Source organism: Mesorhizobium sp. G2-6-1 (assembly GCF_055809095.1).
The window spans coordinates 1,743,777-1,769,430 of record NZ_CM147896.1 but is presented as its reverse complement, the minus strand read 5'-3'; the positions used below and the strand labels follow the sequence as shown (position 1 = coordinate 1,769,430).

The 25,654-nt window shown below is 57.4% G+C and carries 28 protein-coding genes and 1 pseudogene; 11 read left to right on the top strand and 18 right to left on the bottom strand.

From position 1 onward, the window contains the following. Both AC0L7S_RS08485 and AC0L7S_RS08480 read left to right on the top strand, forming a co-directional pair. Complete coding sequence (locus AC0L7S_RS08485; protein WP_473473919.1) at window positions 1-3,171, top strand: efflux RND transporter permease subunit; 3,171 nt, start codon at window positions 1-3, stop codon at window positions 3,169-3,171. Between the two features lie 207 nt (window positions 3,172-3,378). Next, window positions 3,379-3,537, top strand: a complete 159-nt coding sequence (locus tag AC0L7S_RS08480; protein WP_473473918.1) for a DUF3309 family protein — start codon at window positions 3,379-3,381, stop codon at window positions 3,535-3,537. Between the two features lie 7 nt (window positions 3,538-3,544). Here the strand turns inward: AC0L7S_RS08480 and AC0L7S_RS08475 are convergent, their stop codons facing one another. From AC0L7S_RS08475 to AC0L7S_RS08465, 3 genes are all read right to left on the bottom strand, one after another. Then, complete coding sequence (locus tag AC0L7S_RS08475) at window positions 3,545-4,726, bottom strand: MFS transporter (protein ID WP_473473917.1); 1,182 nt, start codon at window positions 4,724-4,726, stop codon at window positions 3,545-3,547. 116 nt (window positions 4,727-4,842) lie between these two features. Further along, on the bottom strand, window positions 4,843-5,151 hold the full coding sequence (locus tag AC0L7S_RS08470; protein ID WP_473473916.1) for a DUF1244 domain-containing protein: 309 nt from the start codon (window positions 5,149-5,151) through the stop codon (window positions 4,843-4,845). A gap of 28 nt (window positions 5,152-5,179) precedes the next feature. Then, window positions 5,180-5,977 (bottom strand): N-formylglutamate amidohydrolase, encoded by a 798-nt coding sequence (locus AC0L7S_RS08465; protein WP_473473915.1) that lies wholly within the window; start codon window positions 5,975-5,977, stop codon window positions 5,180-5,182. A 307-nt stretch (window positions 5,978-6,284) separates the two neighbouring features. Here AC0L7S_RS08465 and AC0L7S_RS08460 point away from each other — a divergent pair, with 307 nt between their 5' ends. Further along, a complete protein-coding gene (locus tag AC0L7S_RS08460; RefSeq protein ID WP_473474234.1) occupies window positions 6,285-6,725 on the top strand; it encodes a DUF1036 domain-containing protein in 441 nt (146 codons plus the stop codon). Continuing rightward, entirely contained in the window at window positions 6,722-8,161 is a 1,440-nt protein-coding gene (gene pyk / locus AC0L7S_RS08455) for a pyruvate kinase (protein WP_473473914.1), read from the top strand. The genes AC0L7S_RS08460 and pyk overlap by 4 nt, the downstream gene beginning before the upstream one ends. A gap of 132 nt (window positions 8,162-8,293) precedes the next feature. On the opposite strand, the gene AC0L7S_RS08450 is transcribed toward pyk, so the two are convergent. The 5 genes from AC0L7S_RS08450 to purE all read right to left on the bottom strand — a co-directional run bounded on the left by AC0L7S_RS08450 (window position 8,294) and on the right by purE (window position 11,944). Next, window positions 8,294-9,343, bottom strand: a complete 1,050-nt coding sequence (locus AC0L7S_RS08450) for an alpha/beta fold hydrolase (protein WP_473473913.1) — start codon at window positions 9,341-9,343, stop codon at window positions 8,294-8,296. 55 nt (window positions 9,344-9,398) lie between these two features. Further along, complete coding sequence (locus AC0L7S_RS08445) at window positions 9,399-10,001, bottom strand: hypothetical protein (protein ID WP_473473912.1); 603 nt, start codon at window positions 9,999-10,001, stop codon at window positions 9,399-9,401. A gap of 114 nt (window positions 10,002-10,115) precedes the next feature. Continuing rightward, on the bottom strand, window positions 10,116-10,241 hold the full coding sequence (gene ykgO, locus AC0L7S_RS08440) for a type B 50S ribosomal protein L36 (protein WP_473473911.1): 126 nt from the start codon (window positions 10,239-10,241) through the stop codon (window positions 10,116-10,118). 129 nt (window positions 10,242-10,370) lie between these two features. Further along, window positions 10,371-11,450, bottom strand: coding sequence for a 5-(carboxyamino)imidazole ribonucleotide synthase (locus AC0L7S_RS08435; RefSeq protein WP_473474233.1), 1,080 nt, complete (start codon window positions 11,448-11,450; stop codon window positions 10,371-10,373). Next, window positions 11,447-11,944 carry a 5-(carboxyamino)imidazole ribonucleotide mutase gene (purE, locus tag AC0L7S_RS08430; RefSeq protein WP_473473910.1) on the bottom strand — a complete coding sequence of 166 codons (498 nt, stop codon included), beginning with the start codon at window positions 11,942-11,944 and terminating at the stop codon, window positions 11,447-11,449. Before purE ends, AC0L7S_RS08435 begins: the two co-directional genes overlap by 4 nt. Before the next feature lie 361 nt (window positions 11,945-12,305). Here purE and AC0L7S_RS08425 point away from each other — a divergent pair, with 361 nt between their 5' ends. Further along, the gene (locus tag AC0L7S_RS08425; RefSeq protein ID WP_473473909.1) at window positions 12,306-13,406 is read left to right on the top strand and encodes a YeeE/YedE family protein; all 1,101 of its coding nucleotides are present in this window, start codon (window positions 12,306-12,308) and stop codon (window positions 13,404-13,406) included. Between the two features lie 19 nt (window positions 13,407-13,425). On the opposite strand, the gene AC0L7S_RS08420 is transcribed toward AC0L7S_RS08425, so the two are convergent. The 9 genes and pseudogenes from AC0L7S_RS08420 to AC0L7S_RS08380 all read right to left on the bottom strand — a co-directional run bounded on the left by AC0L7S_RS08420 (window position 13,426) and on the right by AC0L7S_RS08380 (window position 21,473). Next, entirely contained in the window at window positions 13,426-14,538 is a 1,113-nt protein-coding gene (locus AC0L7S_RS08420) for a c-type cytochrome (RefSeq protein ID WP_473473908.1), read from the bottom strand. Further along, a complete protein-coding gene (gene soxC / locus AC0L7S_RS08415) occupies window positions 14,522-15,802 on the bottom strand; it encodes a sulfite dehydrogenase (RefSeq protein ID WP_473473907.1) in 1,281 nt (426 codons plus the stop codon). The genes AC0L7S_RS08420 and soxC overlap by 17 nt, the downstream gene beginning before the upstream one ends. A 200-nt stretch (window positions 15,803-16,002) precedes the next feature. Further along, on the bottom strand, window positions 16,003-17,694 hold the full coding sequence (gene soxB / locus AC0L7S_RS08410; RefSeq protein WP_473473906.1) for a thiosulfohydrolase SoxB: 1,692 nt from the start codon (window positions 17,692-17,694) through the stop codon (window positions 16,003-16,005). Between the two features lie 106 nt (window positions 17,695-17,800). Next, the gene (gene soxA, locus AC0L7S_RS08405) at window positions 17,801-18,616 is read right to left on the bottom strand and encodes a sulfur oxidation c-type cytochrome SoxA (RefSeq protein ID WP_473474232.1); all 816 of its coding nucleotides are present in this window, start codon (window positions 18,614-18,616) and stop codon (window positions 17,801-17,803) included. A gap of 99 nt (window positions 18,617-18,715) precedes the next feature. Next, complete coding sequence (gene soxZ / locus AC0L7S_RS08400; RefSeq protein WP_473473905.1) at window positions 18,716-19,042, bottom strand: thiosulfate oxidation carrier complex protein SoxZ; 327 nt, start codon at window positions 19,040-19,042, stop codon at window positions 18,716-18,718. Between the two features lie 28 nt (window positions 19,043-19,070). Further along, window positions 19,071-19,526, bottom strand: coding sequence for a thiosulfate oxidation carrier protein SoxY (gene soxY, locus AC0L7S_RS08395; RefSeq protein WP_473473904.1), 456 nt, complete (start codon window positions 19,524-19,526; stop codon window positions 19,071-19,073). Between the two features lie 24 nt (window positions 19,527-19,550). Beyond that, on the bottom strand, window positions 19,551-20,012 hold the full coding sequence (gene soxX, locus AC0L7S_RS08390) for a sulfur oxidation c-type cytochrome SoxX (protein WP_473473903.1): 462 nt from the start codon (window positions 20,010-20,012) through the stop codon (window positions 19,551-19,553). 133 nt (window positions 20,013-20,145) lie between these two features. Further along, window positions 20,146-20,729, bottom strand: a pseudogene (locus AC0L7S_RS08385) (SoxW family protein). A gap of 9 nt (window positions 20,730-20,738) precedes the next feature. Next, window positions 20,739-21,473, bottom strand: coding sequence for a cytochrome c biogenesis CcdA family protein (locus AC0L7S_RS08380; protein WP_473473902.1), 735 nt, complete (start codon window positions 21,471-21,473; stop codon window positions 20,739-20,741). A gap of 106 nt (window positions 21,474-21,579) precedes the next feature. Between AC0L7S_RS08380 and AC0L7S_RS08375 the strand changes: the two genes are divergently transcribed. The 4 genes from AC0L7S_RS08375 (at window position 21,580) to AC0L7S_RS08360 (ending at window position 23,472) form a co-directional block, all read left to right on the top strand. Continuing rightward, a complete protein-coding gene (locus tag AC0L7S_RS08375) occupies window positions 21,580-21,963 on the top strand; it encodes a transcriptional regulator (RefSeq protein ID WP_473473901.1) in 384 nt (127 codons plus the stop codon). A gap of 1 nt (window position 21,964) precedes the next feature. After that, the gene (locus AC0L7S_RS08370; protein WP_473473900.1) at window positions 21,965-22,312 is read left to right on the top strand and encodes an ArsR/SmtB family transcription factor; all 348 of its coding nucleotides are present in this window, start codon (window positions 21,965-21,967) and stop codon (window positions 22,310-22,312) included. 66 nt (window positions 22,313-22,378) lie between these two features. Next, window positions 22,379-23,002 (top strand): YeeE/YedE thiosulfate transporter family protein, encoded by a 624-nt coding sequence (locus AC0L7S_RS08365; protein ID WP_473473899.1) that lies wholly within the window; start codon window positions 22,379-22,381, stop codon window positions 23,000-23,002. Beyond that, window positions 22,939-23,472, top strand: coding sequence for a YeeE/YedE thiosulfate transporter family protein (locus AC0L7S_RS08360; RefSeq protein WP_473473898.1), 534 nt, complete (start codon window positions 22,939-22,941; stop codon window positions 23,470-23,472). The genes AC0L7S_RS08365 and AC0L7S_RS08360 overlap by 64 nt, the downstream gene beginning before the upstream one ends. 3 nt (window positions 23,473-23,475) lie before the next feature. On the opposite strand, the gene AC0L7S_RS08355 is transcribed toward AC0L7S_RS08360, so the two are convergent. Continuing rightward, a complete protein-coding gene (locus AC0L7S_RS08355) occupies window positions 23,476-24,390 on the bottom strand; it encodes an MBL fold metallo-hydrolase (RefSeq protein WP_473473897.1) in 915 nt (304 codons plus the stop codon). Window positions 24,391-24,527: 137 nt separating this feature from the next. On the opposite strand from AC0L7S_RS08355, the gene AC0L7S_RS08350 reads away from it, so the two are divergent. Continuing rightward, entirely contained in the window at window positions 24,528-24,968 is a 441-nt protein-coding gene (locus AC0L7S_RS08350; protein ID WP_473473896.1) for a DsrE family protein, read from the top strand. Between the two features lie 134 nt (window positions 24,969-25,102). After that, the gene (locus AC0L7S_RS08345; protein ID WP_473473895.1) at window positions 25,103-25,582 is read left to right on the top strand and encodes a DUF302 domain-containing protein; all 480 of its coding nucleotides are present in this window, start codon (window positions 25,103-25,105) and stop codon (window positions 25,580-25,582) included. The last annotated feature ends 72 nt before the right edge of the window (window positions 25,583-25,654 follow it).

Below are 25,654 nucleotides of genomic sequence, written 5' to 3'. Positions count from 1 at the left end.
ATGGATATCGTCAAGCTTGCCATCAACAATGCGCGGCTGACCATTTCGGTCTTGCTGTTCCTGATCCTTGCCGGTGCCGTTTCCTACGAATCGGTTCCCAAGGAAGCGGAGCCGGATGTCCCGATTCCGATGATGTATGTCGGTCTGGCCTATCAGGGTATTTCGCCTGAGGATTCGGAACGGCTGCTGCTGCGTCCGGTTGAAACCCGTTTGAAAAGCCTCAAAGGCTTGAAAGAAATGCGCTCGGCAGCATTTCAGGGCGGCGGCTATGTACTGGTCGAATTCGACCCGTCCACCGATCTGGCTTCCGCGTTGCAAGATACCCGCAGCAAGGTTCAGGACGCCAAGGCCGATCTGCCGCAGGCAGCCGAAGAGCCGACGGTCAACGAGGTCAATATTTCGGAGTTTCCGGTCCTTGTCGTGACGCTTTCGGGCCATATTCCCGAACGGATGCTGACCAGGGCGGCGCGTGAATTGCGCGACCGCATCGAAGAAGTTCCGGGCGTGCTTGAAGGGTCGCTTCAAGGCGCGCGCGACGACCTCGTCGAAGTCGTCATCGATCCGGTCAAGCTGTCGTCATATGGCCTGCAACTCGATCAGGTAATTCAAGGCGTGGGTGCGTCCAACAGCCTTGTTGCCGCCGGCAATATCGAAGGGTCTGAAGGCAAATATGCGGTCAAGGTCCCCTCCCTGATCGAGACACCGGAAGATGTTGCCAACCTTCCGGTTGTGACCACGCCCAACGCCGTCGTCCGCGCAAAGGACATCGCAACGATCCGCTCGACGTTCAAGGATGCAGAGACCATCACGCGCCTTGACGGCAAGCCCGCCATTGCCATCGAGGTGAAAAAGCGCATCGGTTCCAATTTGATCGACACGATCGCGCGGGTGAAAACGATCGCCGATACCTTTGTAAAGTCCATGCCGGAGGGCATGCAGGTCACCTATACGCAGGACAAATCGGTGTTCGTCAAACAATTGCTCGGCGACCTCCAGAACCATGTGATGATTGCCGTCATTCTGGTGTTTATCGTCATTCTCTATGCGTTGTCCGGGCGTGCCTCGCTGTTGATCGGCTTAGCTATTCCATCCTCCTTCCTGATGGGTATCCTGCTTCTGACCATGATGGGCTACACGATCAACATGATCGTGCTGTTCAGCCTCATTCTGGCGGTTGGCATGTTGGTCGACGACGCCATCATCGTCACCGAATTCGCTGAGCGGCGAATGACGGAAGGCATGCCGCGCGAAGAGGCGTTCGAACTGGCCGCCAAACGAATGGCGGGACCGGTTATTGCAGCAACGATGACCCGAATTGCCGCGTTTTCGCCGCTCCTGTTCTGGCCGGGCATTATCGGCGATTTCATGAAATACATGCCGATTACCTTGATCGTCACCCTGTCGGCATCGATGCTTTATGCGCTGGTCTTTACGCCGACACTTGGTGCCAAGTTTGCCAAGGCACCTCCCCATGACGAAGCTGACCACAAGGATGGCTGGTACATGGCGATTGTCCACCAGGCCGTGCGTTTTCCCAAGACGGTATTGCTCCTGACCGTGGTGTTGCTGGTCGGGATCCAGATGTCTTACTCGAAATTTGGCGCGGGCGTTGAGTTCTTCCCGAGCGTCGAACCAGATTACGGCCTTCTATACGTACATGCGCGCGGCAACCTCTCCCTTGCCGAAATGGATGAAGCGACCCACGAGGCTGAAAATCGCCTGCTTGGCTGGCCCGGTGTGAAGTCGGTCTATACCCGCGTGGGCAAGACGCAAGGCGGGGGTGCCGACATTCCCGAAGATGTCGTGGGCGTGATCCAGTACGAATTTGTCGATTGGCGAGAGCGCAAGCCCGCCAACCAGATTCTCGACGATCTGCGTAAAGTGATGGCTGGCATTCCCGGCGTCGATATCGAAGTCCGTGTTCCCGAGGCTGGCCCGCCAACTGGCAAACCGATCCAGATACGGCTGTCGGCGGCCAACCCGGACGGATTGGACAAGATTGCGCGCAATGTTGCGGCCAAGATCTCCAAGGTTGCCGGCGTCATCGACGTCTCAGACGGCTTGCCGCCGCCCGGCGTGGACTGGGCGCTGGAAGTTGACCGGGCCAAGGCCGCGCAATACGGCATCAGCCCGACGGCCGTGGGAACAGTGGTTCAACTCGTGACCAACGGGCTGAAGCTTACGGAATATCGGCCGGCTGGCGCCGATGACGCTGTTGATATACGTCTGCGTCTTCCTGAAGACCGGCGCACACTTTCGACACTTGATGAATTGCGGGTGCAGACCAGCGAGGGATCGGTGCCGATCTCGAACTTCGTGATCCGCAAACCGGAGCCAAGCGTTGGCATCCTGAACCGCATTGACGGGGCGCGAACAGTCGTTGTTCAGGCAAACGTTGCCGCCGACAAGCAAGTAGCCGTCGTACAGGCGAATGTCGAAAAGATTGTCGGCGAAATGGAACTGGGCAATGGCATCCGCTGGAAGCTTGCAGGCTCCAACGAGGATAGTGCTGAAGCCAGCGCCTTCCTGAGCAAGGCTTTTGGTGCTGCACTCTTCCTGATCTTCCTTGTACTGCTGGCGCAATTCAACAAGTTCACCAGTGTGTGGCTGGTCTTGTCTTGCGTCGTTATGGCAACGATCGGAGTGTTCCTCGGTCTTATGCTGACAGGGCAGACCTTCGGCATCGTCATGTCCGGCATCGGGGTTATCGCGCTGGCCGGTGTGGTGGTGAACAACAATATCGTCCTGATCGACACCTATGACCGGCTGCGTGAAGAGGGCTGGGACAAGATGGAGGCAGTGTTGCAAACCTGCCGGGAACGTGCCCGCCCCGTTGTCTTGACCGCAGTTTCGGCCATTCTTGGCGTGCTGCCGATTGCCTTCGGCTTGGGCCTCGAAATATTCCATCATGAAACGACGATCAACGCACCCTCGACGCAATGGTGGATTTCCCTGTCCTCGGCCATTGTCTTCGGCTTGTCGTTTGCGACCGTCCTGACGCTGGTTGTCACGCCGGCGATGTTGATGGTGTTCACGCGCGCCAAGCAGATCCCGGGGCAGCGCCGCAGTGTTCTGAGCCGATTGTTCCGGCGCAACAAGGCAACAGAAGCCTCATCGGACGACGCTCCGGTCAAGGACGCAGACGTGGCTTTCCCGAAAGCCGCTGAATAAAGGCTCAACCCCTCATCGATGTGAAATTGACAGGCCGCCCGGGAACCCTCGGGCGGCCTTGTGCATTGTCATGTAGTGAGAGCATCGGACCGAAAAGTGGTTACCGGTTTTCGGAATTCTCCGATGCTCAATCAAAGCAATAGAGCGTCCTTTGTGCGTCTAAACGGACGCACGGCGCTCTGACAGTTCGAAGAGAGGGGTATTTCCATGTCACTCACAACACTGCTTATAATCGTGCTGATCCTGATCCTGATCGGCGCTGTGCCGAGTTGGCCTTATTCGCGAGGCTGGGGTTATGGCCCTTCCGGTATAGTCGGCGTCATCCTGGTGATCCTGCTGCTGCTGCTTTTCATGGGCAGGATTTGATCGACCCCTATTCGGCCGGGAGCGGCTCAACGTCGAAGTCTGCGCGATGGGCAAGCCCGGCCATCAGGGATACGATAATCAACAGCCCTGACAGAAAGACGAAGATAGGTCCAAACCCTGTTCGCTCGGCAACGAAGCCGATTGCCGAAGGCGCTACCAGAATTCCGCAATAACCCATGGTCGTGACCACGCTGATGCCCGCACCGGACGACATGCCCTCCTGATTGCCCCCGGCGGAGAACGCGATAGGCACCATATTGGCGACGCCGAACCCGCACAACGCGAAAGCCGCGATTGCCAACCAGGGTGATGGCGAGAGCCCGGCTACAAGCATTCCAGCGGCTGCGATGAGACTGGACAGGCGCATTGTCTTGACCGCGCCGAACCGGTTGCGCACCGTGTCTCCAGCAAAGCGCATGATCGCCATGGCGCCTGAGAACGCGGCGAAGGCAAATCCGGCTGTGGCGATACCGGTGCCAAGTTCCTGGCGCAGGTAAAGTGCCGCCCAATCGAGCACCGCACCTTCGGGTATCATTGATAACAATGCCATCAGGCCGATCAAATAGACCAATGGATTTCTGGGCAGAGCGAATTTTCGATGCGTTTCGACCGGAGGCGCGGTTTCAACTATGAGATGGCGCATGGCAAATGCGATTGCCGAGAAGGCGAGAACGGTCACAACTGCGGCGTGGGCGCTGTGGCCGTAATGCTGGATCGCAATGCCCCCCAATCCTCCCCCAGCAAAACCACCGAGGCTCCAAAAGCCATGCGATGAGGACATGATGGCACGCCCAAGTTTGCGCTCCACTGCGACGGCATTCGCGTTCATCGCGACATCCATGCCGCCAATCAATCCGCCAAACAATATCATCGCAATCGCTGCCAGAGGTACATTCGGCGCCAGGGCAATGAAAAGGAGACCAAAGGGTGCAGCAATGCCAAACCAGCGCAACGTGTTGCGCGAACCGTGTCGCGAAATCAGATGACCGCACCAGGCCATCGCAATTACGGCTCCGATGCCGAACAGAAAAATAAGCAAGCCAAGCGTAAACTTGCTGATGTCCAGCCGGGTCAGAAACACCGGGATTTGCGGTGCCCAACTGCCGGTCAGGAATCCGTTTGCGAAAAACATTGCGGCGATGGCCCAGCGGCCGCCTATCGCACTATTGGTCGCACTGGGTCCATGCATCGAAGACAAATCCTGACAGCAGGCTGGGGCAGATTGGGTTCTATCTCTGTTCGTTGCGATGGCAAGCCCGCTTTCGGCCCACTAGGCAAAAAAACCGGACCAGACCCCAATCTATATCAGTTGTCTTTTGGCCTGTTTGTTTCAAAAGCCTCTTTCTCGGCCTGTGAAACCTCGGTCTGGTTCAAGGCGCGCCATTCGTCATAGGGCATGCCATAGACGATTTCGCGGGCCTGTTCCTTGGAAAGCTCGACACCTGCGCCATCGGCGGCTTCGCGATACCAGTTGGACAGGCAATTGCGGCAGAAACCGCCGAGGTTCATCAAGTCGATATTTTGCACGTCGCTCCGCGTACGCAAATGCTCAACCAGTCGGCGAAAAGCCGCAGCTTCAAACTCTCTTTGTTGATCTTGCGTCAATCCAGTCATGTCAAACGTCTCCCTTATGCGGTGAACCTCATAGCGGTCCGGTACGCGAGCCGAATTGCTTTACCTCATGAATATCGGGACGGCGGTTGATCGCGTCAATGATCGGGGCGAGCCGGCCCGCCCAATCGATGGCATTTTCCCGATCTGCGATCAGGTCCTGCCTGAGTTCGATCAACACATGGGCAAAACCATTGATGACTGCATGCTTGAACATCGTATCGCCGCGCAGCGCGCCGTCATAGGGTTCGTTATCGCCGACAATGAGGCTCTCATCGGCTTCAAGCGCGTCGATAAGCGCGCGTGGTGCGCGCTCATCCTGATCCCACAAGATGCCGACATGCCAGGGCCGTTCGATGCCTTGCATCAACGGTGTAAAAGAATGAATTGAAACGATGAAGGGTGCCATGCCCGATGCCTCTGCGACGGAAGCAGTCATGGCGCTGATTGCGTCGTGATAGGGCCGATAGAACTTATCGAGACGCTTGTCTCGCTCCTGCACGGTGAGGGGATAGTTTTCCGCTATGACCGTGCCATCATAAAGCTGGCGAACAAGTGTGGGGTCATCCTCGCCACGGTTGGGATCGATCAGCAGGCGCGAGAAATTTGCCAGCACAGCAGGCGCGCGAAGAATCGATGCGAGTTCGCGTGTAACCGTCTCGACACCGATGTCGTAGGCAATGTGACGGTCAAATTCGATTGGCTCCAGGCCGAGCGTCCCATACTCTTCGGGCAGGTCGCGTCGCGCATGGTCGGCAATGATAACAATGCCTTGCTTGCGATCGCCCTCGACGATATCGAATGGAGCGAAAACTGTGGATCGGGTCATGGCCTGTAAAAAACGCCCATTCTTTGCCGGGAGAGGATGGTAGCGTCATTCCACGAAGATGATGTCTGCGCAATGCTGTTGCCTGCTCGAAAGCCGTCGTTTGGACAAGGTTTTCGCAAAAATCCGGCAGAGGCTGACAAAGGGTCGCATTAGCGGCGTTTTAAATCGATTGGATTTATGGCTCGTGCGCGTTGACATGCGTTCGTACTTTTCCGAAAAGGAACGTCGAGAGATGGAAATGACGGATTTTGGGCGCTCGGGAATTGTAACCGCCAGCAAGCGACGCATGCGAAATGTGGTTGTCGCAATGCTGCCGCTGTTCGTTGCGCCTCTGCTTATATTGACGGCGACCGATTTGGCCCGCGCTGATTTCCGGGTCTGCAATGCGACGCAAAATCTTGTCGGGGTCGGCATTGGCTACCGGGCCAAGGCAGGCTGGATCACGGAAGGCTGGTGGCATATCGAAGCGTCGAGTTGCAAAACACTGATCGAAGGCTCGCTGTCATCGAGGTTTTATTATCTTTATGCCGAAGATGCCGAACGGGGCGGCCGTTGGGATGGACCGGTCAGCATGTGTGTGGCTGAAAAGGAATTCAAGATTGCCGGCGTAACCGACTGCGTTGCCCGAGGCTTCCAGCGCGCCGGATTTCAGGAATACGATACTGGCGAGCAGGCAAGCTGGATGGTCCAGTTGACCGAGCAAGCCACAACCGACAGCACCGCTGTTCAGGGAAACAATAATCAATGAGACGCAGCCGCAAGGTCAAGATTCTCGCCACAATCGGTCCGGCTTCTTCCGATGAGGCTATGCTGACGAAACTGTTCGAGGCGGGAGCTGACGTATTTCGCATCAATATGAGCCATGCCGATCATGACTTGATGCGCACACTTGTCGGGCGCATTCGCGCGGTTGAAGAGACTGTTGGCCGGCCAATCGGTATCCTTGCCGATCTGCAAGGCCCCAAGCTGCGTGTCGGCCAGTTCGCCGATGGCAAGGAAGTGCTTGAAGTCGGCCAGACATTTACCCTGGATGACGATCCGGCACCCGGCAATTCGACGCGTGTTTATCTACCGCACCCAGAGATTTTGAACTCGGTGCAGGCGGGGCATCGTCTATTGATCGACGATGGCAAGCTGGAACTGAAAGCGGTGGAAAGCGACGGCAAGAAAATCACCTGTACCGTCATAGCCGGAACCGGCATTTCCGACAGAAAGGGCGTCAGCCTGCCCGACACCGACCTGCCGGTTGGCGCACTCACCGAAAAGGATCGCAAGGATCTCGACGCGGTGCTTGAAGCTGGCGTTGACTGGATCGCACTGTCATTCATCCAGCGCCCCGAAGATTTGGTTGAGGCCCGCAAAATAGCAGATGGCCGGGCACTGATACTATCGAAGATCGAAAAACCGCAGGCCGTTTCGAGGCTGGCCGAGATCATGGCCTTGTCCGACGCGCTGATGGTGGCGCGTGGCGATCTCGGTGTCGAAATGCCGCTTGAGGCTGTTCCCGGCATCCAGAAGCAGATTACCCGCGCCGCGCGGCGGGCCGGCAAGCCCGTTGTGGTTGCTACCCAGATGCTTGAATCGATGATCAGTGCGCCAGTGCCGACGCGCGCCGAGGTTTCCGACGTCGCGACAGCGGTGTTCGAGGGAGCCGATGCGATCATGCTGTCGGCAGAATCTGCTGCCGGTGACTATCCGGTCGAGGCGGTCGCAACGATGGACCGTATCGCGGCTCAAGTGGAACGCGATCCGACCTATGCTTCCGTTATCAATGCACAGCGCTCCACCCCGGAGGCAACGGGGGCCGATGCTATCTCGCTTGCCGCGCGCGAGATCGCCGAAACGCTGAAACTTGCAGCGATCATCACCTATACGGCCTCGGGCGCGACCGGGCTTCGTGCCGCGCGCGAACGCCCGCAGGTACCGATCATCGCTTTGTCACCGATCCTCAACACTGCGCGGCGGCTCTCGCTGGTGTGGGGAACGCATTGCGTTGTATCGCCGGACGCGACTGACCTTGACGACATGGTCAACCGTGCCTGCCGCATTGCGCATGAGGAAGGTTTTGGCCAGCCGGGTGACGGCATCATCGTCACCGCAGGCGTGCCGTTGAGGACTTCGGGCTCTACCAATATGCTGCGCATTGCCTATGTCGCTGAAGACGGCAGTGGAAGCCGGCATTAAAGCAATTCCAGGAAAAGTGTTGTGCGGTTTTCCGTCCGGAATTGCGTAAAAACAAATGCTTGGAGCGGCTCTATGATTCTATCAAAAGCTGAACTTCTCTAGAGCCTCGAAGCGCCCGCCGTCTCGCACCCATCACTTCGGTGCTGGAAAATCGGAACAATGTTCGATGCCGAAAGCATCATTGGCGATCCGTGCTTCGACGGTCTTTGCCATGCTTTGCAAATCACGTTGTTTTCCCGAAACCTTCTCGATCGCCCCCACGACAAGATCGGGCGCAATCCAGTCGGGCTTGTGCCCGAGGTTTTTCACCCAGACAAGTTCGGCACCCGGGATATCGTTGGCCAGACCCACTGAATGGATTTCCTCATAGACGACTGTATCGCGGTCTCCAGAGATGATCACCGTGGGCGCCTTGATCTCATGATAGCCGGGCTGCGCATTAAGCACGTAGCGATAGAGCCCCTCGACATCTATTGCATTGGCGCGAAAAGCGGCGGGCCGCAGCACAAGCGGGATTTCGGCGCTGGCGAGATAGCCATTCGGGACTTCGTTCGGGGCAAAGACGCATTCCGTGGCCGCGTTCATGCGCATCGAACCGGCTGGATAGGTCAAGGTTTCGGAAAACAGCCAACCGAGCACAGGTGTGGTTGCCAAATTATAATACCACGAGGTCGCCCCGCCGGGCCAGGGATGTGTTGCGGCAGAAAGAAAGACGAGACCGCTCGTCTTTTGCGGATAATCATGTCCAAAGGCCGCTGCCAGCGCACCGCCGAATGAATGACCGACAATGATCGCCTTATCGATGCCGAGACGGTCCATCAGTTTCGCAAGTGTTTGCGCCTGTTTTGATGGGTCTTCATTGTTGCCGGAACCGCGCCCCGACCAACCGTGTCCGGGGCGGTCGAAAAAGAGCAATTCGGCGCGTCCCTCCAGCAGTGGGCGCAATGGCACCATCTGGTCATTGAGGTTGGCGCTGGCGCCGTGGATAAAAATAACCGGCGGCAAGTCCGCCGTGGCAGGCGCGCGAATGTGAACGTAGTGAATGCGCGCGCCGTCAATTTCGATGAAGGCTCCGACCGGCGGATTGCGTCGTTCGATCAGCCACGATCCGGTACGTGTTATGGCAACAAATGCGAATGTGATCGCGATGATCAGCGAAATCAGGGCATAGAACAAGTTCATCTATCAGGCCCGCGCTTCAGCCTGTTCAACGCAGCATGCAGGCTCTCCGGCGAGTTCAAATGCGCTCGCCAGTCAGTTCTTCGGAGATTGCTGTGACCTGGTTCTGGGCATTGCGCAACATCGGATAGATTTTGAGAACGCTTTGCCACGCCTTGAGCGCCGCTTCCTTGTGGCCACTATCCATCATGATCTGGGCAAGGCCCGAAAGCGCGCCGAAATGGCGGGGTTCGAGTTGCAATGTGTGGTCGATATCGGCCATCGACTTGGCGTAATTCTTCATCATGAAATGAACCGTGGCGCGGCGGTTCCAGCCCTCCGCGTATAAGGGACGCAAGGTTGTGACCTGATCGAGAAAATCGAGCGCAACATCGAATTTTCGCTTCTCGATAGCTTCTTGCGCCCACTGCATCATCAGATCAATGGAAGCGCTGCCGGATTGCGACCATTGCTCCCAAATCTGCACGGAAATACGCAAGGCCGCTTTTTCATTGCGCTCGCGCTTGAGGTCGGAAAACAATTGATTGAGACGCTCAACCTTCGCCTCGGAGGTGATTTTAACCGCTTCAACGCCTTTCGCTGCTGGAGCGTCGGCCCAGGCAGAAACTGTGGCGGCATCAAAAGCAAGCATGCCCGCGAAGACGGCAAAAACAATACGCATGGCAGGAATCTAGCCTCTGCCAGCGTAACGTCAAACTGAAATTAGCGTGAAGACGCCTGAATGTCGGCGTCATTCGATCTCAATGAAGCGAAACTGGAGTGTTTCGCCCGCACCTCAACCCTGACGCGCTTTATAACGCGGATCGGTCTTGTTGAGGATGTAGATGCGTCCCTTGCGACGAACCAGCTGGTTGTCACGATGGCGCGCCTTAAGTGCCTTGAGTGAATTCTTGATTTTCATTGGTCTGCCCGTAATCCTTGCCCACAACGGGCTCAACCGAATAGCGCGCCCTAAAGAGCGCGCCGAATTTGTGAGAAGCTCATAAACGAGGAGCCTCGCCCGTGTCAACCATTACCCGTCTGTTGGGGTTCAGAGATTGCAGCGATTTATGCGGGTGAAATGCCCCATTTTGCGCCCCGCACGGGCCTCAGCCTTGCCATAAAGATGCACCATGACGTCGGGAGTGGTCAGGAGTTCAGCCACATTCTCCACATCGTTGCCGATCAGGTTTTGCATCATGCAATCGCTGTGACGCTTTGTGCTGCCGAGCGGCAAGCCAGCCACGGCTCGAATATGCTGTTCGAATTGCGAGATCGTGCAGGCGGCTTCAGTCCAATGCCCTGAATTGTGTACGCGTGGCGCAATCTCATTGGCGAGCAATGTGCCGTCCGCCAGAACGAAAAATTCAACACCGATGACGCCCACATAGTCCAGCGCATCAAGGATTTTCGCAGCCGCTTTGCGTGCTGCACCAGCCGTCGTCTCGGAAATGGCGGCGGGGACACACGACATGTGCAAGATGCCATCGCGGTGGATGTTCTCGGCCGGATCAAAGCTTGTTACCGCACCATCCATGCCGCGCGCCGCGATTATGGAGATTTCGCGCTCGAAACGCACCAGCGATTCCAGAATGAGCGGGACATTTCCCATGGCTTCGCAGGTGCCGGAAAATCCGCCGTCTTCCACATTTTTGAAAACGCGCTGGCCCTTGCCGTCATAGCCCATGCGGCGTGTTTTCAAGACCCCGCTGCCGCTAAATGCCTCCAAAGCCGCGGCCAGGTCAGCATCATTGTTGACTTTTCGGAAATCTGCGGTGGAAATGCCTATGCCGTTGAGAAATTCCTTCTCCTCGACCCTGTCCTGGGCAACACGAAGCGCGCCAGCCGGCGGCGAAACGGCCACGGATGCAGCCAGAATGTCCGCTGATGTAACGGGCACGTTTTCAAATTCATAGGTTACGACGCCACATTCAGCCGCAAGTTCGCTGAGTGCCGCGACATCATCATAGGCGGCGATGATTTGACGGTTGGCGACCTGTGAAGCCGGGCAATCCGGCTGCGGCTCAAGCACTGTGGTGGCGTAGCCGAGCCGTGCGGCTGCCATTGCCAGCATCCGGCCAAGCTGGCCGCCGCCAATAATGCCGATGGTCGATCCGGCTGGAAGCATCAGGATGCACCCTGAGGTTCTATGGCAACCTTGTCTGTTTGTGCTGTGCGCCAGGCATCGAGACGGACAGCGAGATCAGCATCGCTCAATGCCAGTACGGCGGCGGCGAGCAATGCGGCATTGATTGCACCAGCCTTGCCGATGGCCAGCGTACCGACTGGGATGCCAGCTGGCATCTGTACAATGGACAACAGGGAATCCTGACCGGACAACGCCTTCGATTCGACAGGCACGCCAAAAACCGGAAGCGGTGTCATCGCCGCCGTCATGCCAGGCAAATGGGCCGCACCTCCTGCCCCCGCGATGATTACCCGGAAACCCGCATCTTTGGCTCCCTTGGCGAAATCGTAGAGCCGGTCTGGCGTGCGGTGGGCGGACACGATCAGCCGTCGATGCGAGACGCCAAGGGCCTCCAGTGTTTCGGCAGCAAAGTGCATGGTAGCCCAATCGGATTGACTACCCATGATAATGGCGACGTCGGCGCGTTGATCGTTCAAGGCGATGCTCCTTGCAACAAAGCGGCGACGTAGCCGAATTCCTACTGCCCTGCAAGGATGGTTGAAGCATCCCTTCCAATTGCCTCCGTTGGAAAGCGTTGGTCGCGATGAAAAGGGCCCCGGTAAAATCCAGCCATGTCACCAGATCGCGTACTTAAATTGATGCTCGACCACCAACAACCCAACGCACGTGCTTTCTCAGTCATGTTTCTTTGGCAAGGCATGGCGACATGGCCGTTCTATGAACTTTGCGTTTCATGGAATGATTTTGCCGGAATCGAGTGATTTGGATAAATCCAGATCACGCTTTTCCACCGCAAGCATTATTTACTGTGGCGTTGCCGCTCAGGAGTAATTTGCGATGGATCTGGTTCCGCTCATTAACGCGGTCGGGGAGCCCGGCGCTGCCATAGTCGGTGGCGCGTTGCTCGGACTTGTCTTCGGCTTTTTCGCCCAGCGCAGTGCTTATTGCACCCGATCCGCTGTTCTCGACCTGACCCGTGGTCGCGATTTGAAGGCGCTTGCCACCTGGGCTGCCGGTTTCGCGGTCGCCATTCTTGGGGTTCAACTGCTGCTTTCCTACGGCCAGATCGATGTGCGCGAAACGCGTTTCTTTTCGACAGCCCAAAGCCTCTCAGGTGCCCTCATTGGCGGACTGGTCTTTGGTGTCGGAATGGTGATGGCGCGTGGTTGCGTCTCGCGACTTCTGGTGCTCGGATCATCCGGCAATTTGCGCGCCATCTTTTCTATCTTCATTGTCGCCCTTGCCGGTTACGCAACCTACACCGGCGTCCTGACCCATCTGCGCGATAGCGTCGGCGGCCTGTGGAGCACCGCCCAGATCGGCGGCAACGACCTTCTCGCCCATGCCGGGTTCAGCCAGACTGCGGGTGTCGTCATTGGCGTTGCGCTGCTCATTGCTGCTTTCGTCGTCGCGCTGCGCTCGAATGTTTCGCTTTGGCGGCTCAGCGGAGGCGGCGCTGTTGGCGCGACGGTCGTCGCAGGCTGGTATTTCACCTATCAGCTTTCCACTCAGGTTTTCGACCCCATTCAGGCCGAGAGCCTGTCATTCATTCGGCCATTGGCGACCACCGGCGAAATAGCCACGCACGCCGATGCCATTGCCGGTATGGATCAGGGATTGCTGATAGGCACCATCGTCGGCGCATTGATTGCCGCGCTGCTGTTTCGCGATTTTCGCATTGCAACCTTCAACGAGCCCGGCACGCCATCGATCTGGCGCTACGCAATAGGCTCGGCGTTCATGGGCTTCGGCGGTATCCTGGCCGTGGGTTGCACGATTGGGGCAGGGCTCACCGGCGGCTCGGTCCTGGCGGTCTCATCATTGCTCGGCCTGGTTTCGATGATTGCCGGCGCAGCTATCACCGACAGGGTGATCGACGGCGCGAGGGAGCCAACTTCGCTGTCTCGTGGCAATCACATGACCCTTCCTGCCGAATAGGCCTACTCGATTAATAGTCTTACTCGATTCCGGCCGCAGGTGCCTTGTCGTCCGTTGCGGCGTCGGGTGTAACATCCAGAACGGCGGCATGCATGCTGATCTTGGCTTTGCCCGGCTGGCAATCGGTCATGCAAGGCTCACCCTCCTTTGCATATTCCGGCTCTTGTGCCCGGTTGTCGTCGATGAAATTCTTCTCGTTCGGCAAATGGATCGACGTGAAATTCTTGTCTGAAAGTTCGAAATTCTCATCAGTCACGATGTCGTTCAGGTACATAATGTAGGCCGTCAAAGCGTAGACATCATCATCGGATAATGAACGCGCATTGCCAAATGGCATGGCGCGGCGGATATAGTCATAAACCGTCGACAGATAAGGCCAATAGGATCCGACGGTCTTGACCGGTCGATCATCCATCAGCGTGTCACGGCCTCCGGCAAGTACCGGCCACCGCCCGATAGCCTCGCCGAAATCGCCGTGGCAGGAAGCGCAATTGGTGTCGTATAACTTTTCGCCCTGAGCTACGGTACCGCTGCCTTTGGGCAATCCGAGACCATCGGGCCGCACATCGATATCCCACGCGGCGATCTCGTCAGTGGTGGCCAGACGACCAAGGCCAAGAACCAGTCCCGCTCCATGTGCAACATCAGTTTGTGGCTTGGGTGCTTCAGGCTCGATTTTCGTGTCGGGTTTGGCTACCGCTTTCTTTTCCGGCACGGTTTCGGACGTCGCGGACGAGGTGCCGTCGAGCGCGAATGTCGCCAGATACGAAATGATGTTCTCGCGGTCCTCGTCTTTCTTCAAGCCGCCGAACGACATCTTCGTGCCCTTGATCATACTGCGCGGACTAAGCAGGAATTCCTTCAGTGTATCGACGCTCCAGACAAGCCCGCCCTCACCAGCTTTTCCCATCGCCGGCGAATAGTGGTATCCGTCAGCGGCACCGGCTGCCCGACCCAGAATGCCATTCAACTCAGGCCCGGCGCGGTTCTTCGCGCCTTCGCCGACAGCATGGCAAGCCTTGCATCTGGAAAACAGCCTTTCGCCCAGCCCAGCATCCTGCGAGAAAGCCGTGCCGCCGCTCATCAGAACCGCGACGCTTGCGGCCAGCAATATTTCAGGAAATCTCGACATTTTCGACCGCTCCGTCGGTGCCGACATGCCATGTCTGGATGCCATTATTGTGATAGATCGAATTCGACCCGCGAACAGCGCGCAGCTCGTCCTTGGTGGGCTGTACAACGCCTTTCTCGTCCATGGCACGCGACTGCAGGAACAGTTCCGACCCGTCCCAGTCGAACTCATGATAGAAGCGGTGCAACGCTAAAGGCAGGCTTGGCCCATCAATGCGTGCCGTCGTCCAGTTGCGGCCACCATCGACAGTCACGTCAACGCGGCTGATCCTGCCATTGCCCGACCATGCGAGGCCCGACAGGACAAGGGGGCCTTTACCCTGGACAATCGGTGCTTGCGGGCTTGGACTGGTTATGACGGATTTGACATCCATTGCCCAGGTAAAGCGGCGCGCCTTGCCGTTTGCCAGAAGGTCCGTATATTTCGAGGTCTCCTCGCGCTGCTGCCAGGGCTCGTCACCGACTTCCAGCCGGCGCAGCCATTTCACCCACATATTGCCTTCCCAGCCAGGCACGACGAGGCGGATCGGGTAGCCCTGTTCGGGGCGCAGCGCTTCGCCGTTCATGGCAAACGCCACCATGCAATCGTCCAGCACTTTTTCCATCGGGATTGAGCGGGTCATGGCGGCTGCATCCGCACCCTCGGCCAGCAACCACTTGCCATTCGGCTTTACACCAGCTTCGGCCAGAATATGTTTGAGCGGCACACCCGTATACATGACGCAATGGACCATGCCGTGGGTAAACTGGCAGCCATTGAGCTGCGAACCGCGCCACTCCATGCCGGAATTCGCCGCACATTCGAGAAAATAAATCCGGTTTTCACGCGGAAAGCGTTTGAGATCGGCCATGGTAAAAACCAGCGGCTTGTCGACCAGACCGTTGATCATCAGGCGGTGCTCTTGCGGATCAACGACGGCGACGCCCGCATGGTGGCGCTCGAAACAGAGCCCGTTCGGGGTAATGATCCCGTCCAGCGCATGCAGCGGCGTGAAGTTGACCGAGGAGACCGGGTCCGCCGTCAACCAGGGCACGTTGCGCCGGATAACGTCTTTTTCAAAAGCCGACGGCGTTCCATAAGGGCTGGCATCAACCCCATCGCCGGAATAGCGGTTCCAGTCCTGAATCTCGGTGATTGCGGGATCGCCGGCAGCCGCTGCGCGCCCTGCGGTCAGTGCTCCGACAACCGTTGCGCCACCAGCAAGGCCTGCCTTCAGAAAATTGCGGCGCGAGGACGCTTCATCCGATTGGCTTTTTTCCTTCATCGGTGTCTCCCCGTGGCGTGCAATATAGAAACATATAGTTATTTCTATGTATCAAACCGAAGGCATCTTGTCTATTGCTTCCAAAGCGTGTCTCGCATTGAAAAACCGCGCCGCGCGCTTGAAATTTTTACTCTCATGCATGTCTCTGTCTGAGAATCCGCCGCATATTTTGGACCGCATGCATTTGGGATGCCGAAACACTACCCGGCGATTGTCACCGAGCGATTTTCCTTAAGTTCAACGATTGGGTTGCGGGTCAGATACTCCTCGACGACATCCCAGATTGGTGGGCCTTCCGTCGCCTCGTTAATAGAGGCCCATCCTGCCACCTGATATTCCTTGGTCGCGTCAATCGCTTCCCCTGTTTTGATGAGCGTCATGTTGGAGATACGCCCGCCCATCGCGCCATCGGGATCGATTGTGTACGCCATGCCGCCGACCCGGACCATATCACCCCCTTGTTGATAATAGGGGTCCTTGTTGAACAGATTGTCGGCCACGTCTTCCATGATGTTCTTCAACGCAGCACCGGTCATGGCGGAACGATAGGCGGCGGGATAGGTCATGCCGCAGGCGTTATAAAGGTCTTCAACGGTGATCGCCTGTCCCGGCAAAACAGAAGTTCCCCAGCGAAAGCCCGGAGACAAGGCAATATCGGCATCCCGCACATCCAGCAAAGCATCGCAGATCAGATCGTCGAACGTCCCATTGAAATTGCCGCGCCGGTAGAGAAGCGACTGCGTCGTGGCCAGTTCGCGCTTGAGTTCGTCCTCGTAAGGTGCGCGTAGCCCTGCGACCAACGCGGTCATATCCGGGTCAGCTTTGATCACGTCGGAAAACACCGGTATCAGCCTGTGGCGGAACCCCTTCATGGTCCCGTTCTGCACATCGACGTCGAGACGGGTCACGAATTTTCCGTGTGAGCCTGATGCAATCAGCAGTGTCTTGCCCACGAGTACCGGTTCGGGCAATGCGTCATGCGTATGAGCGGTCAGGATAATGTCGATGCCCTCAATTCTGGCGGCCAGCGCGCGATCCACGTCAAAGCCATTGTGCGAAAGGAAGACCACCAGATCGGCACCAGCCGCACGCGCCGCGGTTACGTTCTTGGCGACTTCTTCCTCGCGGATACCGAATGACCAGTTCGGAAACATCCAGCGCGGATTGGCAATCGGCGTATAGGGGAACGCCTGTCCGAGAACCGCAATCTTGACGCCGCCTTTTTCAAACATCTTGTAGGCGTCGAAAGCCGGTTCGTCCCACTCCGCGTCGAAAATATTGCCACCCAGAAAGGCAAATGGCAGGCCATCGACGATTTCCTTGACCCGATCGGTACCGTAGGTGAATTCCCAATGGCCGGTCATGGCGTCCGGTTGAAGCGCATTGAACGCATCGACCATATCCTGGCCTTTGGTCTGCAGCGACGTATAGCTGCCCTGCCACGTATCGCCGCCATCGAGCAGCAGCATGTTGTCGGCGCGCTCAGCGCGGATACGCTTGACGATGGTGGCGATGCGGTCCAGTCCACCCATCTTGCCATAGGTTTGGGCCAGTGCCGCGAAATCGTTCGAGGTCAGCGCATAAGCATGCGGCGAACCGGGTTCGATGTTGTAGATCTTCAGGAAATCCGCACCGGTCACATGCGGTGGCAGGCCAGCAACCTCGCCAACGCCCAGATTGATTGACGGCTCACGAAAATAGACCGGCATCAATTGCGCATGAATGTCGGTGATGTGAACCAGCGTCACATTGCCATATGTATCGAAATCGAGAAGGTCGTCTTGCTTGAGCATCTGCTGGGCGGCTGCGCGCGACCAGCCGCCGACAAGTCCCGGACCGGCTATTGCGGAAAGCGCTGCGGTCGCCATCAGGAATTCGCGACGTGAGAACATGAATTGTTCCTTTCGGCACGCAGCAGCCAGCCGGGCGCGAGGCCAGGCCGCACAACGTGCTTTTCAAGCTGTTATTTGCAAGACCCGTCTTGACGGGATGCCCTGTTTACTGGCGCACAGCCGGAGTTTCGACCGAAAGACCCGTTCCGCGCCATGTCACATAGACTTCAAGCGCCATCAACTCGTCGGAAAACGGCTTTGGAAATTCGGCTCGCGTGTCGCGAATACAGCCGCGGAAACGATTGTGCAGCGACACCATGTTGGCTTGCTTCAACCGATAGGTCGGAAACCCGTTGGCCTGTCCCTGGCTCAGATGGTCGGCGCGGATATGCTTGCCCATGCTCGCTTCGTGACAGGACGCGCAAGCCAGGTTCAACTGGCCGGTGCGCGTATAATATTCCTTCTTGCCCCGATCCCACCAGCTCTGCATGTCGCCGGCGGTGAGATCGACCGAGACCGGAGTGCCGTGAGCCTGATACTTGATATAGGTCGTCAGCGCCTTCTGGTCGGCGGCGTCGAATTTATAGGCTTCAGCCCCCATATTGTTGACGCGGCACTTGTCGATCTGCAATTCGATGTTGATCGGGCGCTTGGCGTCAGCGTCCCATTTCGGATAGTGCGCGCCAACATCCTTCATGCTTTTTGCCGCATCTTCGTGACAGGATGCGCAGGATTTACCCATCGTGCCATCGACCGTATTCCATATTTCTTCGCCTCGCTCGACATAAAGCATGCCGGGATTCTGAAGCGAATCGGCCTCCAGCGCGCGTGTCTCGGGCTCGCGAAACAGCCAACCGGAATAGACTTCATCGAATGGATGGCCCTCGGGTGCGGGAGCGCGCGTGATCATCTCCTGATCATCGACGACGAGCTTGTCGTCGACCGGGTCCGAATGGGCAAGCATGGCAAGGCCAGGCACCATTGTCGCGGCGGTCGCGATTACCAGTAAGATCTTTTTCAACTTGCCTTCCCTCCCCACAAATCGCCGCATCCGTTCGCTCAAACCGACAGTTTGGCCAGATCAGTTCACGTCGATTTTCTGTTCGTCCGTATAGGTGGAACCATTGTCATCCACCCAAGTGAACTTGAACGTACCGCTCTCAGCCACCTTCGCCCTGAATTCAAAATATGGATTGGCCGAGATCGCCGGTTCGATATTGCAGGAGAACACCGGCTCGCCGTTGAACTCGCAACTGAACTTGTTGATGATCTCGCGCGGAATGACATTGCCCTGCTTGTCTTTGCGCTGGCCGGACTCCATTTCGTGGCTGATCAGTGTCTTGATGACGATAACTTCGCCGGCCTTGGCGGTTTTCGGCACTTTGACCCGTGGTTTGGGTGTCGCCATGTTCGATGCTCCTAAACGCTCGTTACCATCAGCCGCCGCAACCGCCGATGGTTACCTTGACTTCTTTCTTGTCCATGAACACTGAGCCGTCAGCCATCTTGGCAACGGCAATGACATTTTGCGTCTTAGCCAGACGCATGCGCGTCGTCGCTTCCGCAGCTCCGCTCATTGCGGTAAAATTGAACGTCGCCACTTCCGGATTGGGATTGTTCTCGGCAAAGATCATCACCGACTGCACCATGTCGTCGCCGCTCATGGCGCTATCGACACTGACGGAAATCGGCACTGTGTTGCCGTTTTCCGCGATTTCCGGCGCTATCAATGTTATCTTGCCTGCGCCGGGTGTCTTGCCACCCGCAAATTCCGCGATTGCCTTGCTGGTTTCCTCAGGCGTGGCGTTCGCAGTATCTATGCGAAGGCCAAGCCCTGCGAGCGCGACCGCGCCCACCGAAAACTGCAATGCCTGCCGTCTGTTCATCTTCATCGGTGTCTCCGTGCGCTTGCGCGACTATTCCTTGAGCGTCGCCAGATAGGCGACAACGTCTTCAACCTGCTGGGCGCTCAATATCGTCTTGCCGACCAGATTCTTGCGTACATTGATGCCGACATTCAGCGAATAAAAGCCGGGCATCACAGTCTCCTCGCCAAACACATGCTTGGAATCGACAACGATCGCGCGCAATTCTTCAGCTTTCCAGCGGTCGGCCACACCATCGAGCGGCGGCGCGACATCACCCTGAAAAAGCTGCTCCGACATGGCCTTGTTGGCGTGACACGCCAGACAATTGCCAAGCTTGCGGTTTGCGAAGACCTTGGCACCTTCTTCGGCATTGCCCGGCGCTCCGGTCAGTGAATCGGAAATCGCATTATCCACGAACTTCACGTTTGCAGGAGCGATATCAGCAGCGAACGCCGTGCCACCCAGCAGCAAACCGGCGGATGCCGCCATAAAGATTCGAGCAAAATTCATGCGCTCACTCTCCCCCAACTTTTCGGAACCTATCGAGCTGGCTCCTGTCTCCTTGAATGTAGGTTATCGACACTTTGCCAAGTCATCAATCGAAAAATATGATTTTCTGAATATGTTGGCCTCGCCCCGTTATTTATTCCGCATCCAGTCGGCCAGCCGCACGCAATTCCTTTATATGGCGGGCATGGTAGATCTGGAAATGTTCGTCCTTTTCATAACCTTTTTCGCGAACCCACCGGAACATGTCCAGAAAAGTCCATTTGCCGAACGCGCCCGGCATGGTGGCAACGGCCGCCTCCGCCACGCTCTTGCCGCTTGGAACGTCGTCAGGCAGGAAGACGATGGTCGGCGTGAAAACATACCCCCATTTGCGCGCAGCCTTTTTTCGGTCAGCACATCGCCGTCGAGATCGGTCACTTCCTCGTCGCCGAACATGTTGTACTGGACGACCATGAAGTTGGCCTTGATGTAGTCGCGCACTTCAGGGTCGCTCAAGAGCTTTTCATGCATGGCTGCGCAATAGATGCAGCCGCGCTGCTCGAACACGATGGCCAGACGCTTGCCTTCGTCCTTGGCCTGCTGGATATCCTCGCCGATGTCGCGGAAGGTGATCGTAAACCAGGCTTCCTTGTGCAATCCGTCATCACCGATATCGGCCAATGCCGGGGTGAGCCCGACAAACATGAGTGCAATGAAGGCGAGTGTGGTCTTGAGCATTTGCACATCCTATCCAATCAACTGGAATATAGGGAATGTTTCGAGCAACCAATAGGAGATGACTGACATTTGTCCGGTGATGAACAGCACGCCGGTAATCACCAGGAGGCCACCCATTGCCATTTCGATCTTGTGCATGTGCTGGCGAAACCGCGCCGCCCAGCCAAGAAACCGCCCGGCAAACAACGCCGCCAAAAGGAAGGGTATACCTATCCCGAGAGAATAGACCGCGAGAAGCAATGCGCCTTGGCCCGCGCTACCCGAAGTCCCCGCAATGAAAAGGATGGCCGCCAGCACCGGCCCGACGCAAGGGGTCCAGCCAAAGGCAAAGGCGAGGCCGATGACATAGGCACCAACCAGACCGGCAGGCTTTCTGGCCACCTGAACGCGTGCCTCGCGGTAGAGCAAACCAATACGGAAGACGCCAAGGAAATGCAGTCCCATCACGATGATGATGGCGCCGGCGATGACCGACAGCACGTCGAAATATTGCGCGATGGTTCTGCCCAGCACACTTGCTGTTGCCCCGAGCGCGACGAAGACGGTGGTAAAGCCGAGTACGAAAGCGACTGCGGCAAAAAACACCCGTTTGCGGCGCGCCTCATTTTCGCCTTCCGCCTTGAGTTCTTCAAAGCTGACACCGGCAAGCCATGCCAGATAGGGTGGAACGATCGGCAGCACGCAAGGCGACACGAAAGAAAGCAGACCTGCCAGAAACGCACCGCCTAGGCTGACATCGAGCATTTCATCCCCTGTGGTTTTGGAGCGGCGTCTATGGCAGCCCGACTATTGGTTCTGGAAGATATTCGAAAAATACTATATGTTGCAAACGACAAATTTGGACCTCTCGATGAAATTTTCTGTTCCGCTCCTGCTCGGCCTTGCATTCATGCTCTGCGCAATGGCTGTTCCCACATTTGCTGCCGAACTCGTGGTGGTGGAGCAACCCGGCTGTATCTGGTGCGCCAGGTTCAACGCGGAGATCGCGCCGGCATGGCCAAACACCGACGAGGGCCGGCGTGCGCCGCTGCGGCGCGTGGATATCACCGAACCGTGGCCCGCTGATCTGGAGGACGTGCAAAAAGAGCGCGCCACCCCGACGTTCATCCTTATGGACAAGGGCAAGGAGATCGGTAGATTGCGTGGCTATCCCGGCGACCAGTTCTTCTGGTTTCGCATCGACGAATTGCTGGCAAAACTGCCGCCCGCAAGCGAACAAGGTGGAGGCGCGTGAAATGAGCCTGCCCAAACCCAGCGAAACCCAGTCACCGGAAGATTTCAAGCGTTTGCTCGATCAGGCCCGCAAGGCGAGCGACTTGCTCAAGGCATTGTCGCATGAAAGCCGCCTTCTGATCCTTTGCCTGCTTGCGGAGGGGGAAAAGTCTGTGTCCGAACTTGAGGACATCATGAACATGCCGCAGGCCGCCGTGTCGCAACAACTCGCCAGACTTCGCTTCGACAGATTGGTCAACACACGTCGCGCAGGCCGTGTCATTTACTATTCGATCGCCAGTGCAGAGGTCTCGTCGGTCGTTGGCACGCTCTATGAGCTTTTCTGCGCACCGGTACGCAATACGACCTGAGCGACAGGAGTTGCGGCACTTTGCGTGCCGTCATGCAGGCCACCATTGGCCTGCGGGAGGAAAAGGATGGACTTGACCACCTCGCCGTGGTTCCTGCCGCTGGTCGGCCTGCTCGCTGGCATAGTCCTTGGCTTTGTCGCGCGCCATCAGCATTTTTGCACAATGTCGGCGCTGGAGCGCCACTGGTATGCCGGTGACAGCCGCGGCCTGAGAACCTGGGTGCTGGCAGCCGCCATCGCGCTGATCCTCACTCAATTGCTTGCCCGCGCCGGCTATGCCGATATCGGCAAAAGCTTCTACCTCAACCCGGAATTCGGATGGACCGGCTCGATTATCGGCGGGCTCGCCTTCGGTTTCGGCATGGCGCTGGTCGGCACCTGTGGTTTCGGCGCACTGGTGCGCACCGGCGGCGGCAGCCTGCGCGCGCTCATCGTTCTGGTCGTGCTCGGCCTGTCGGCGCTTGCCGCGCAGCGCGGGCTCATCGCAATGGGACGGGTGCGCATCGTCGACAATCTGGCTTTCGACCTGTCACCGGCAAGTGATCAATCGATAGGTGCGATCCTTTCGTGGCTCACCGGCACCGATCTTCACCTGGCCGCCGCTGTCGTCGCTGCCGCCGGCTTGCTGTGGTGGATTTTTGTGACCGCGGATTTCGTCGCGAATATGGCTCGCTTGCAACTGGTGCTGTGATTGGCGGAGTTGTTTCCCTGGGTTGGGTGGCAACAACATATGCGTTGCGCCACTCGTTCGAGCCGGTGCAGATCGAGGCCGCATCGTTCGTCGTTCCAGTCGCCGATACGATTTTCCAGTTCATCACCTTCACCGGCCTGCTACCAGACTATGGTGTCGGATTGGTCGTCGGTGTGGTCATCGGTGCCAGTGCCTGCGCGCTCTATCGCAGGGATGTACGCTGGGAAGCTTGTGACGATGCACGCGAACTCGGTCGCCACCTCACTGGTGGCTTCCTGATGGGGACCGGTGGTGTCTTCGCCTTGGGTTGCACGATTGGCCAGGGTATTTCCGCAGTCTCGGTAATGGCCGTTTCCGCGCCACTGGTCATGGCCTCCATTGCGCTCGGTGCGCGCATGGGGCTTTCCTATCTGATCGAAGGCAAGCCGCTCGCGGCTTTTCGCCACGTGGATCGCCAGCCAGTCGAATAGCTGTCAGGCAGGCACGAATCGATAGGCAGAACCGCTGCGTTCGATCATGCCGCCTGCCGGATGCGGAAAATGAAACCCAATGATGCGGTTTTTGTCTCCGGCCACACGGTCGAGCAATGCCAGTCGCGTCTTGATGGCGAGGTCGCGATCCTGATCGGCACCGGAAGGCCAGTCTGGCCGACCAAGAGACACAACGACATTGGTGACAGCGTCGCCCGCAATCAGCACGGGGTCGCTGCCACCATGCACCATGAATGAGGTGTGGCCCGGCGTATGGCCGGGCGTCGCAACAGCCTCGACATTATCGAAAACCGCATCGCCGGGCATGAAGAACGAGACGCGGTCTTCAATCGCCGCAAAACGGTTGCGTGCTCCGGCCACGAAATTCTTGCGCTCATCGGGCATTGAATCAATTGCGTCTGGAGACGACCAGAAATCCCACTCGGCCTGCGCGATCTTGTAGCTGGCGTTGGGAAACATCAACTCGTCAAAATCGTCGGTGACGCCCCAAATATGATCGGGATGGGCATGCGTGAAAATGACATCGGTCACCGCTTCCGCGTCGATACCCGCTTCGCTGAGATTGTCGCTCAGCCTTCCCGTCGTCGGCAAGAACCGGCTGCCTGCACCGACATCGAAGATGGCGAGGCGGTCGGCGCGCTTCAGAAACGTGATATTGCAATCATTGACCAGCCTGTCGGTCGGCATCCCATTTTCCGAGAGCAGGCGTGTCAGATCCGGCACCGGAGTATCAGGCATCGCAAACCCGATCGGCAATTCCATGTAACCGTCACTGACGATGGTCAGTTCTGCGTCTCCGGCGGCAAGGTGCCCAATCGCCCATAGTGGCTGTGCCATAGTCCCCGCCGCAACCAGTGTCGCAGACCCCACCATCATGCTTCGGCGCGTAAAAGCCATCGTCAGACCCTCCAGCAAACTCTATCTTAAAATACCGAATGCGAACGCAGCGTCATTGACACATTCTATTTTTCGCATCTTTATTGCTTTGACGACCCGGGTCAACGCACCAAGAAGGTCGCTATGGAGGAATCAATATGCATTGGATGCGCCAAGCGGCGATTGCCGCTGCACTTTCGCTCACCGTTGTCGCCGCGCAGGCTGCCGAAGCGGTTCACAAACTGGCTATTCAGGTCGATGAGAACGATCCGGCTGTCATGAATCTGGCGCTCAACAATGCCCAGAACGTCAAGAAATACTACGAGGCCAAGGGCGAGGCTGTTGCCATCGAAATTGTCGCCTATGGCCCCGGTCTGAATATGTATGTTGCCGACAAGAGCCCGGTTAAGGACCGCATATCGGCCATGTCGCTGGAGAGCCCGGAGATCACATTCGCCGCCTGTGAGAACACGCATAAAGGCATGATCAAGAAAGCCGGCAAGGACGTGCCGCTGTTGAGCGAGGCAACGAGCGTGCCTTCAGGCGTTGTGCGCCTGATGGAGCTTCAGGCAGACGGCTACGCCTATGTGAGGCCGTGATCGGTCGACGCCTGCTGCATGTCGCCCAAAAATATGCAACGGTTTTTCAGACAACGACATGCACAAGCACAAAGGCTTGAAGAACCCTGCATGAACTCCTTTAGACGCGACGCGCTTTAGAAAGCGAGGTTTCGATGATACTGTTTTGTGAGAAACTGCGCAGTGCTGGTATAATCGCTTTTTGCCTCATTGCCGGATTGGCATTTTCGACGCCAGGCCGCGCCGGAGATGACGTTACCACTTACACCACAGACTCAAGTTTCGCCGATGTCGCGGCCGATCTATCGGACGCCATCATCAATCGCGGCTATGTCGTCGATTATCACGGCATGGTCGGCGATATGCTCAAGCGAACCGCTGGCGATGTCGGCGCAGACAAGGCGCTTTACAATGGTGCGGAACTCTTTCTTTTCTGCTCCGCCGTGGTGTCACGCAAGGCGATGGAGGCCGACATCGGCAACATCGCCTATTGTCCGTACGGGCTTTTCGTTTATGAGGCCGCAACCCAGAAAGGCACGGTAACCGTCGGCTATCGCCGCCTGCCACCCGGCGACGGACGCGATCAGGTCAACGCGCTACTTGATGAGATCGCGAAAGAAGCCGCTGGGCAGTAAACTGCTCGAACTGGGAGTGATTTCGCGGATTTTCGCGATTGCCGCGCAGCCATGCAAGCCGGGTTGGTATGG

Excerpts from the sequence above, each read along its gene's own strand:
- AC0L7S_RS08485 (WP_473473919.1), top strand. The coding sequence starts at position 1 with ATGGATATCGTCAAGCTTGCCATCAACAATGCGCGGCTGACCATTTCG.
- AC0L7S_RS08470 (WP_473473916.1), bottom strand. The coding sequence starts at position 5,151 with ATGACTGGATTGACGCAAGATCAACAAAGAGAGTTTGAAGCTGCGGCT.
- AC0L7S_RS08375 (WP_473473901.1), top strand. The coding sequence starts at position 21,580 with ATGAAATTTTCTGTTCCGCTCCTGCTCGGCCTTGCATTCATGCTCTGC.
- ykgO (WP_473473911.1), bottom strand. The coding sequence starts at position 10,241 with ATGAAAATCAAGAATTCACTCAAGGCACTTAAGGCGCGCCATCGTGAC.
- AC0L7S_RS08380 (WP_473473902.1), bottom strand. The coding sequence starts at position 21,473 with ATGCTCGATGTCAGCCTAGGCGGTGCGTTTCTGGCAGGTCTGCTTTCT.
- soxC (WP_473473907.1), bottom strand. The coding sequence starts at position 15,802 with ATGAAGGAAAAAAGCCAATCGGATGAAGCGTCCTCGCGCCGCAATTTT.
- pyk (WP_473473914.1), top strand. The coding sequence starts at position 6,722 with ATGAGACGCAGCCGCAAGGTCAAGATTCTCGCCACAATCGGTCCGGCT.
- AC0L7S_RS08475 (WP_473473917.1), bottom strand. The coding sequence starts at position 4,726 with ATGCATGGACCCAGTGCGACCAATAGTGCGATAGGCGGCCGCTGGGCC.
- AC0L7S_RS08450 (WP_473473913.1), bottom strand. The coding sequence starts at position 9,343 with ATGAACTTGTTCTATGCCCTGATTTCGCTGATCATCGCGATCACATTC.
- soxX (WP_473473903.1), bottom strand. The coding sequence starts at position 20,012 with ATGAATTTTGCTCGAATCTTTATGGCGGCATCCGCCGGTTTGCTGCTG.
- soxY (WP_473473904.1), bottom strand. The coding sequence starts at position 19,526 with ATGAAGATGAACAGACGGCAGGCATTGCAGTTTTCGGTGGGCGCGGTC.
- AC0L7S_RS08350 (WP_473473896.1), top strand. The coding sequence starts at position 24,528 with ATGCATTGGATGCGCCAAGCGGCGATTGCCGCTGCACTTTCGCTCACC.
- soxB (WP_473473906.1), bottom strand. The coding sequence starts at position 17,694 with ATGTTCTCACGTCGCGAATTCCTGATGGCGACCGCAGCGCTTTCCGCA.
- AC0L7S_RS08345 (WP_473473895.1), top strand. The coding sequence starts at position 25,103 with ATGATACTGTTTTGTGAGAAACTGCGCAGTGCTGGTATAATCGCTTTT.
- AC0L7S_RS08465 (WP_473473915.1), bottom strand. The coding sequence starts at position 5,977 with ATGACCCGATCCACAGTTTTCGCTCCATTCGATATCGTCGAGGGCGAT.
- soxA (WP_473474232.1), bottom strand. The coding sequence starts at position 18,616 with ATGGTGCCTGGCCTTGCCATGCTTGCCCATTCGGACCCGGTCGACGAC.
- AC0L7S_RS08420 (WP_473473908.1), bottom strand. The coding sequence starts at position 14,538 with ATGTCGAGATTTCCTGAAATATTGCTGGCCGCAAGCGTCGCGGTTCTG.
- AC0L7S_RS08460 (WP_473474234.1), top strand. The coding sequence starts at position 6,285 with ATGCTGCCGCTGTTCGTTGCGCCTCTGCTTATATTGACGGCGACCGAT.
- soxZ (WP_473473905.1), bottom strand. The coding sequence starts at position 19,042 with ATGGCGACACCCAAACCACGGGTCAAAGTGCCGAAAACCGCCAAGGCC.
- AC0L7S_RS08355 (WP_473473897.1), bottom strand. The coding sequence starts at position 24,390 with ATGGCTTTTACGCGCCGAAGCATGATGGTGGGGTCTGCGACACTGGTT.
- AC0L7S_RS08480 (WP_473473918.1), top strand. The coding sequence starts at position 3,379 with ATGTCACTCACAACACTGCTTATAATCGTGCTGATCCTGATCCTGATC.
- AC0L7S_RS08425 (WP_473473909.1), top strand. The coding sequence starts at position 12,306 with ATGGATCTGGTTCCGCTCATTAACGCGGTCGGGGAGCCCGGCGCTGCC.
- AC0L7S_RS08365 (WP_473473899.1), top strand. The coding sequence starts at position 22,379 with ATGGACTTGACCACCTCGCCGTGGTTCCTGCCGCTGGTCGGCCTGCTC.
- AC0L7S_RS08445 (WP_473473912.1), bottom strand. The coding sequence starts at position 10,001 with ATGCGTATTGTTTTTGCCGTCTTCGCGGGCATGCTTGCTTTTGATGCC.
- AC0L7S_RS08370 (WP_473473900.1), top strand. The coding sequence starts at position 21,965 with ATGAGCCTGCCCAAACCCAGCGAAACCCAGTCACCGGAAGATTTCAAG.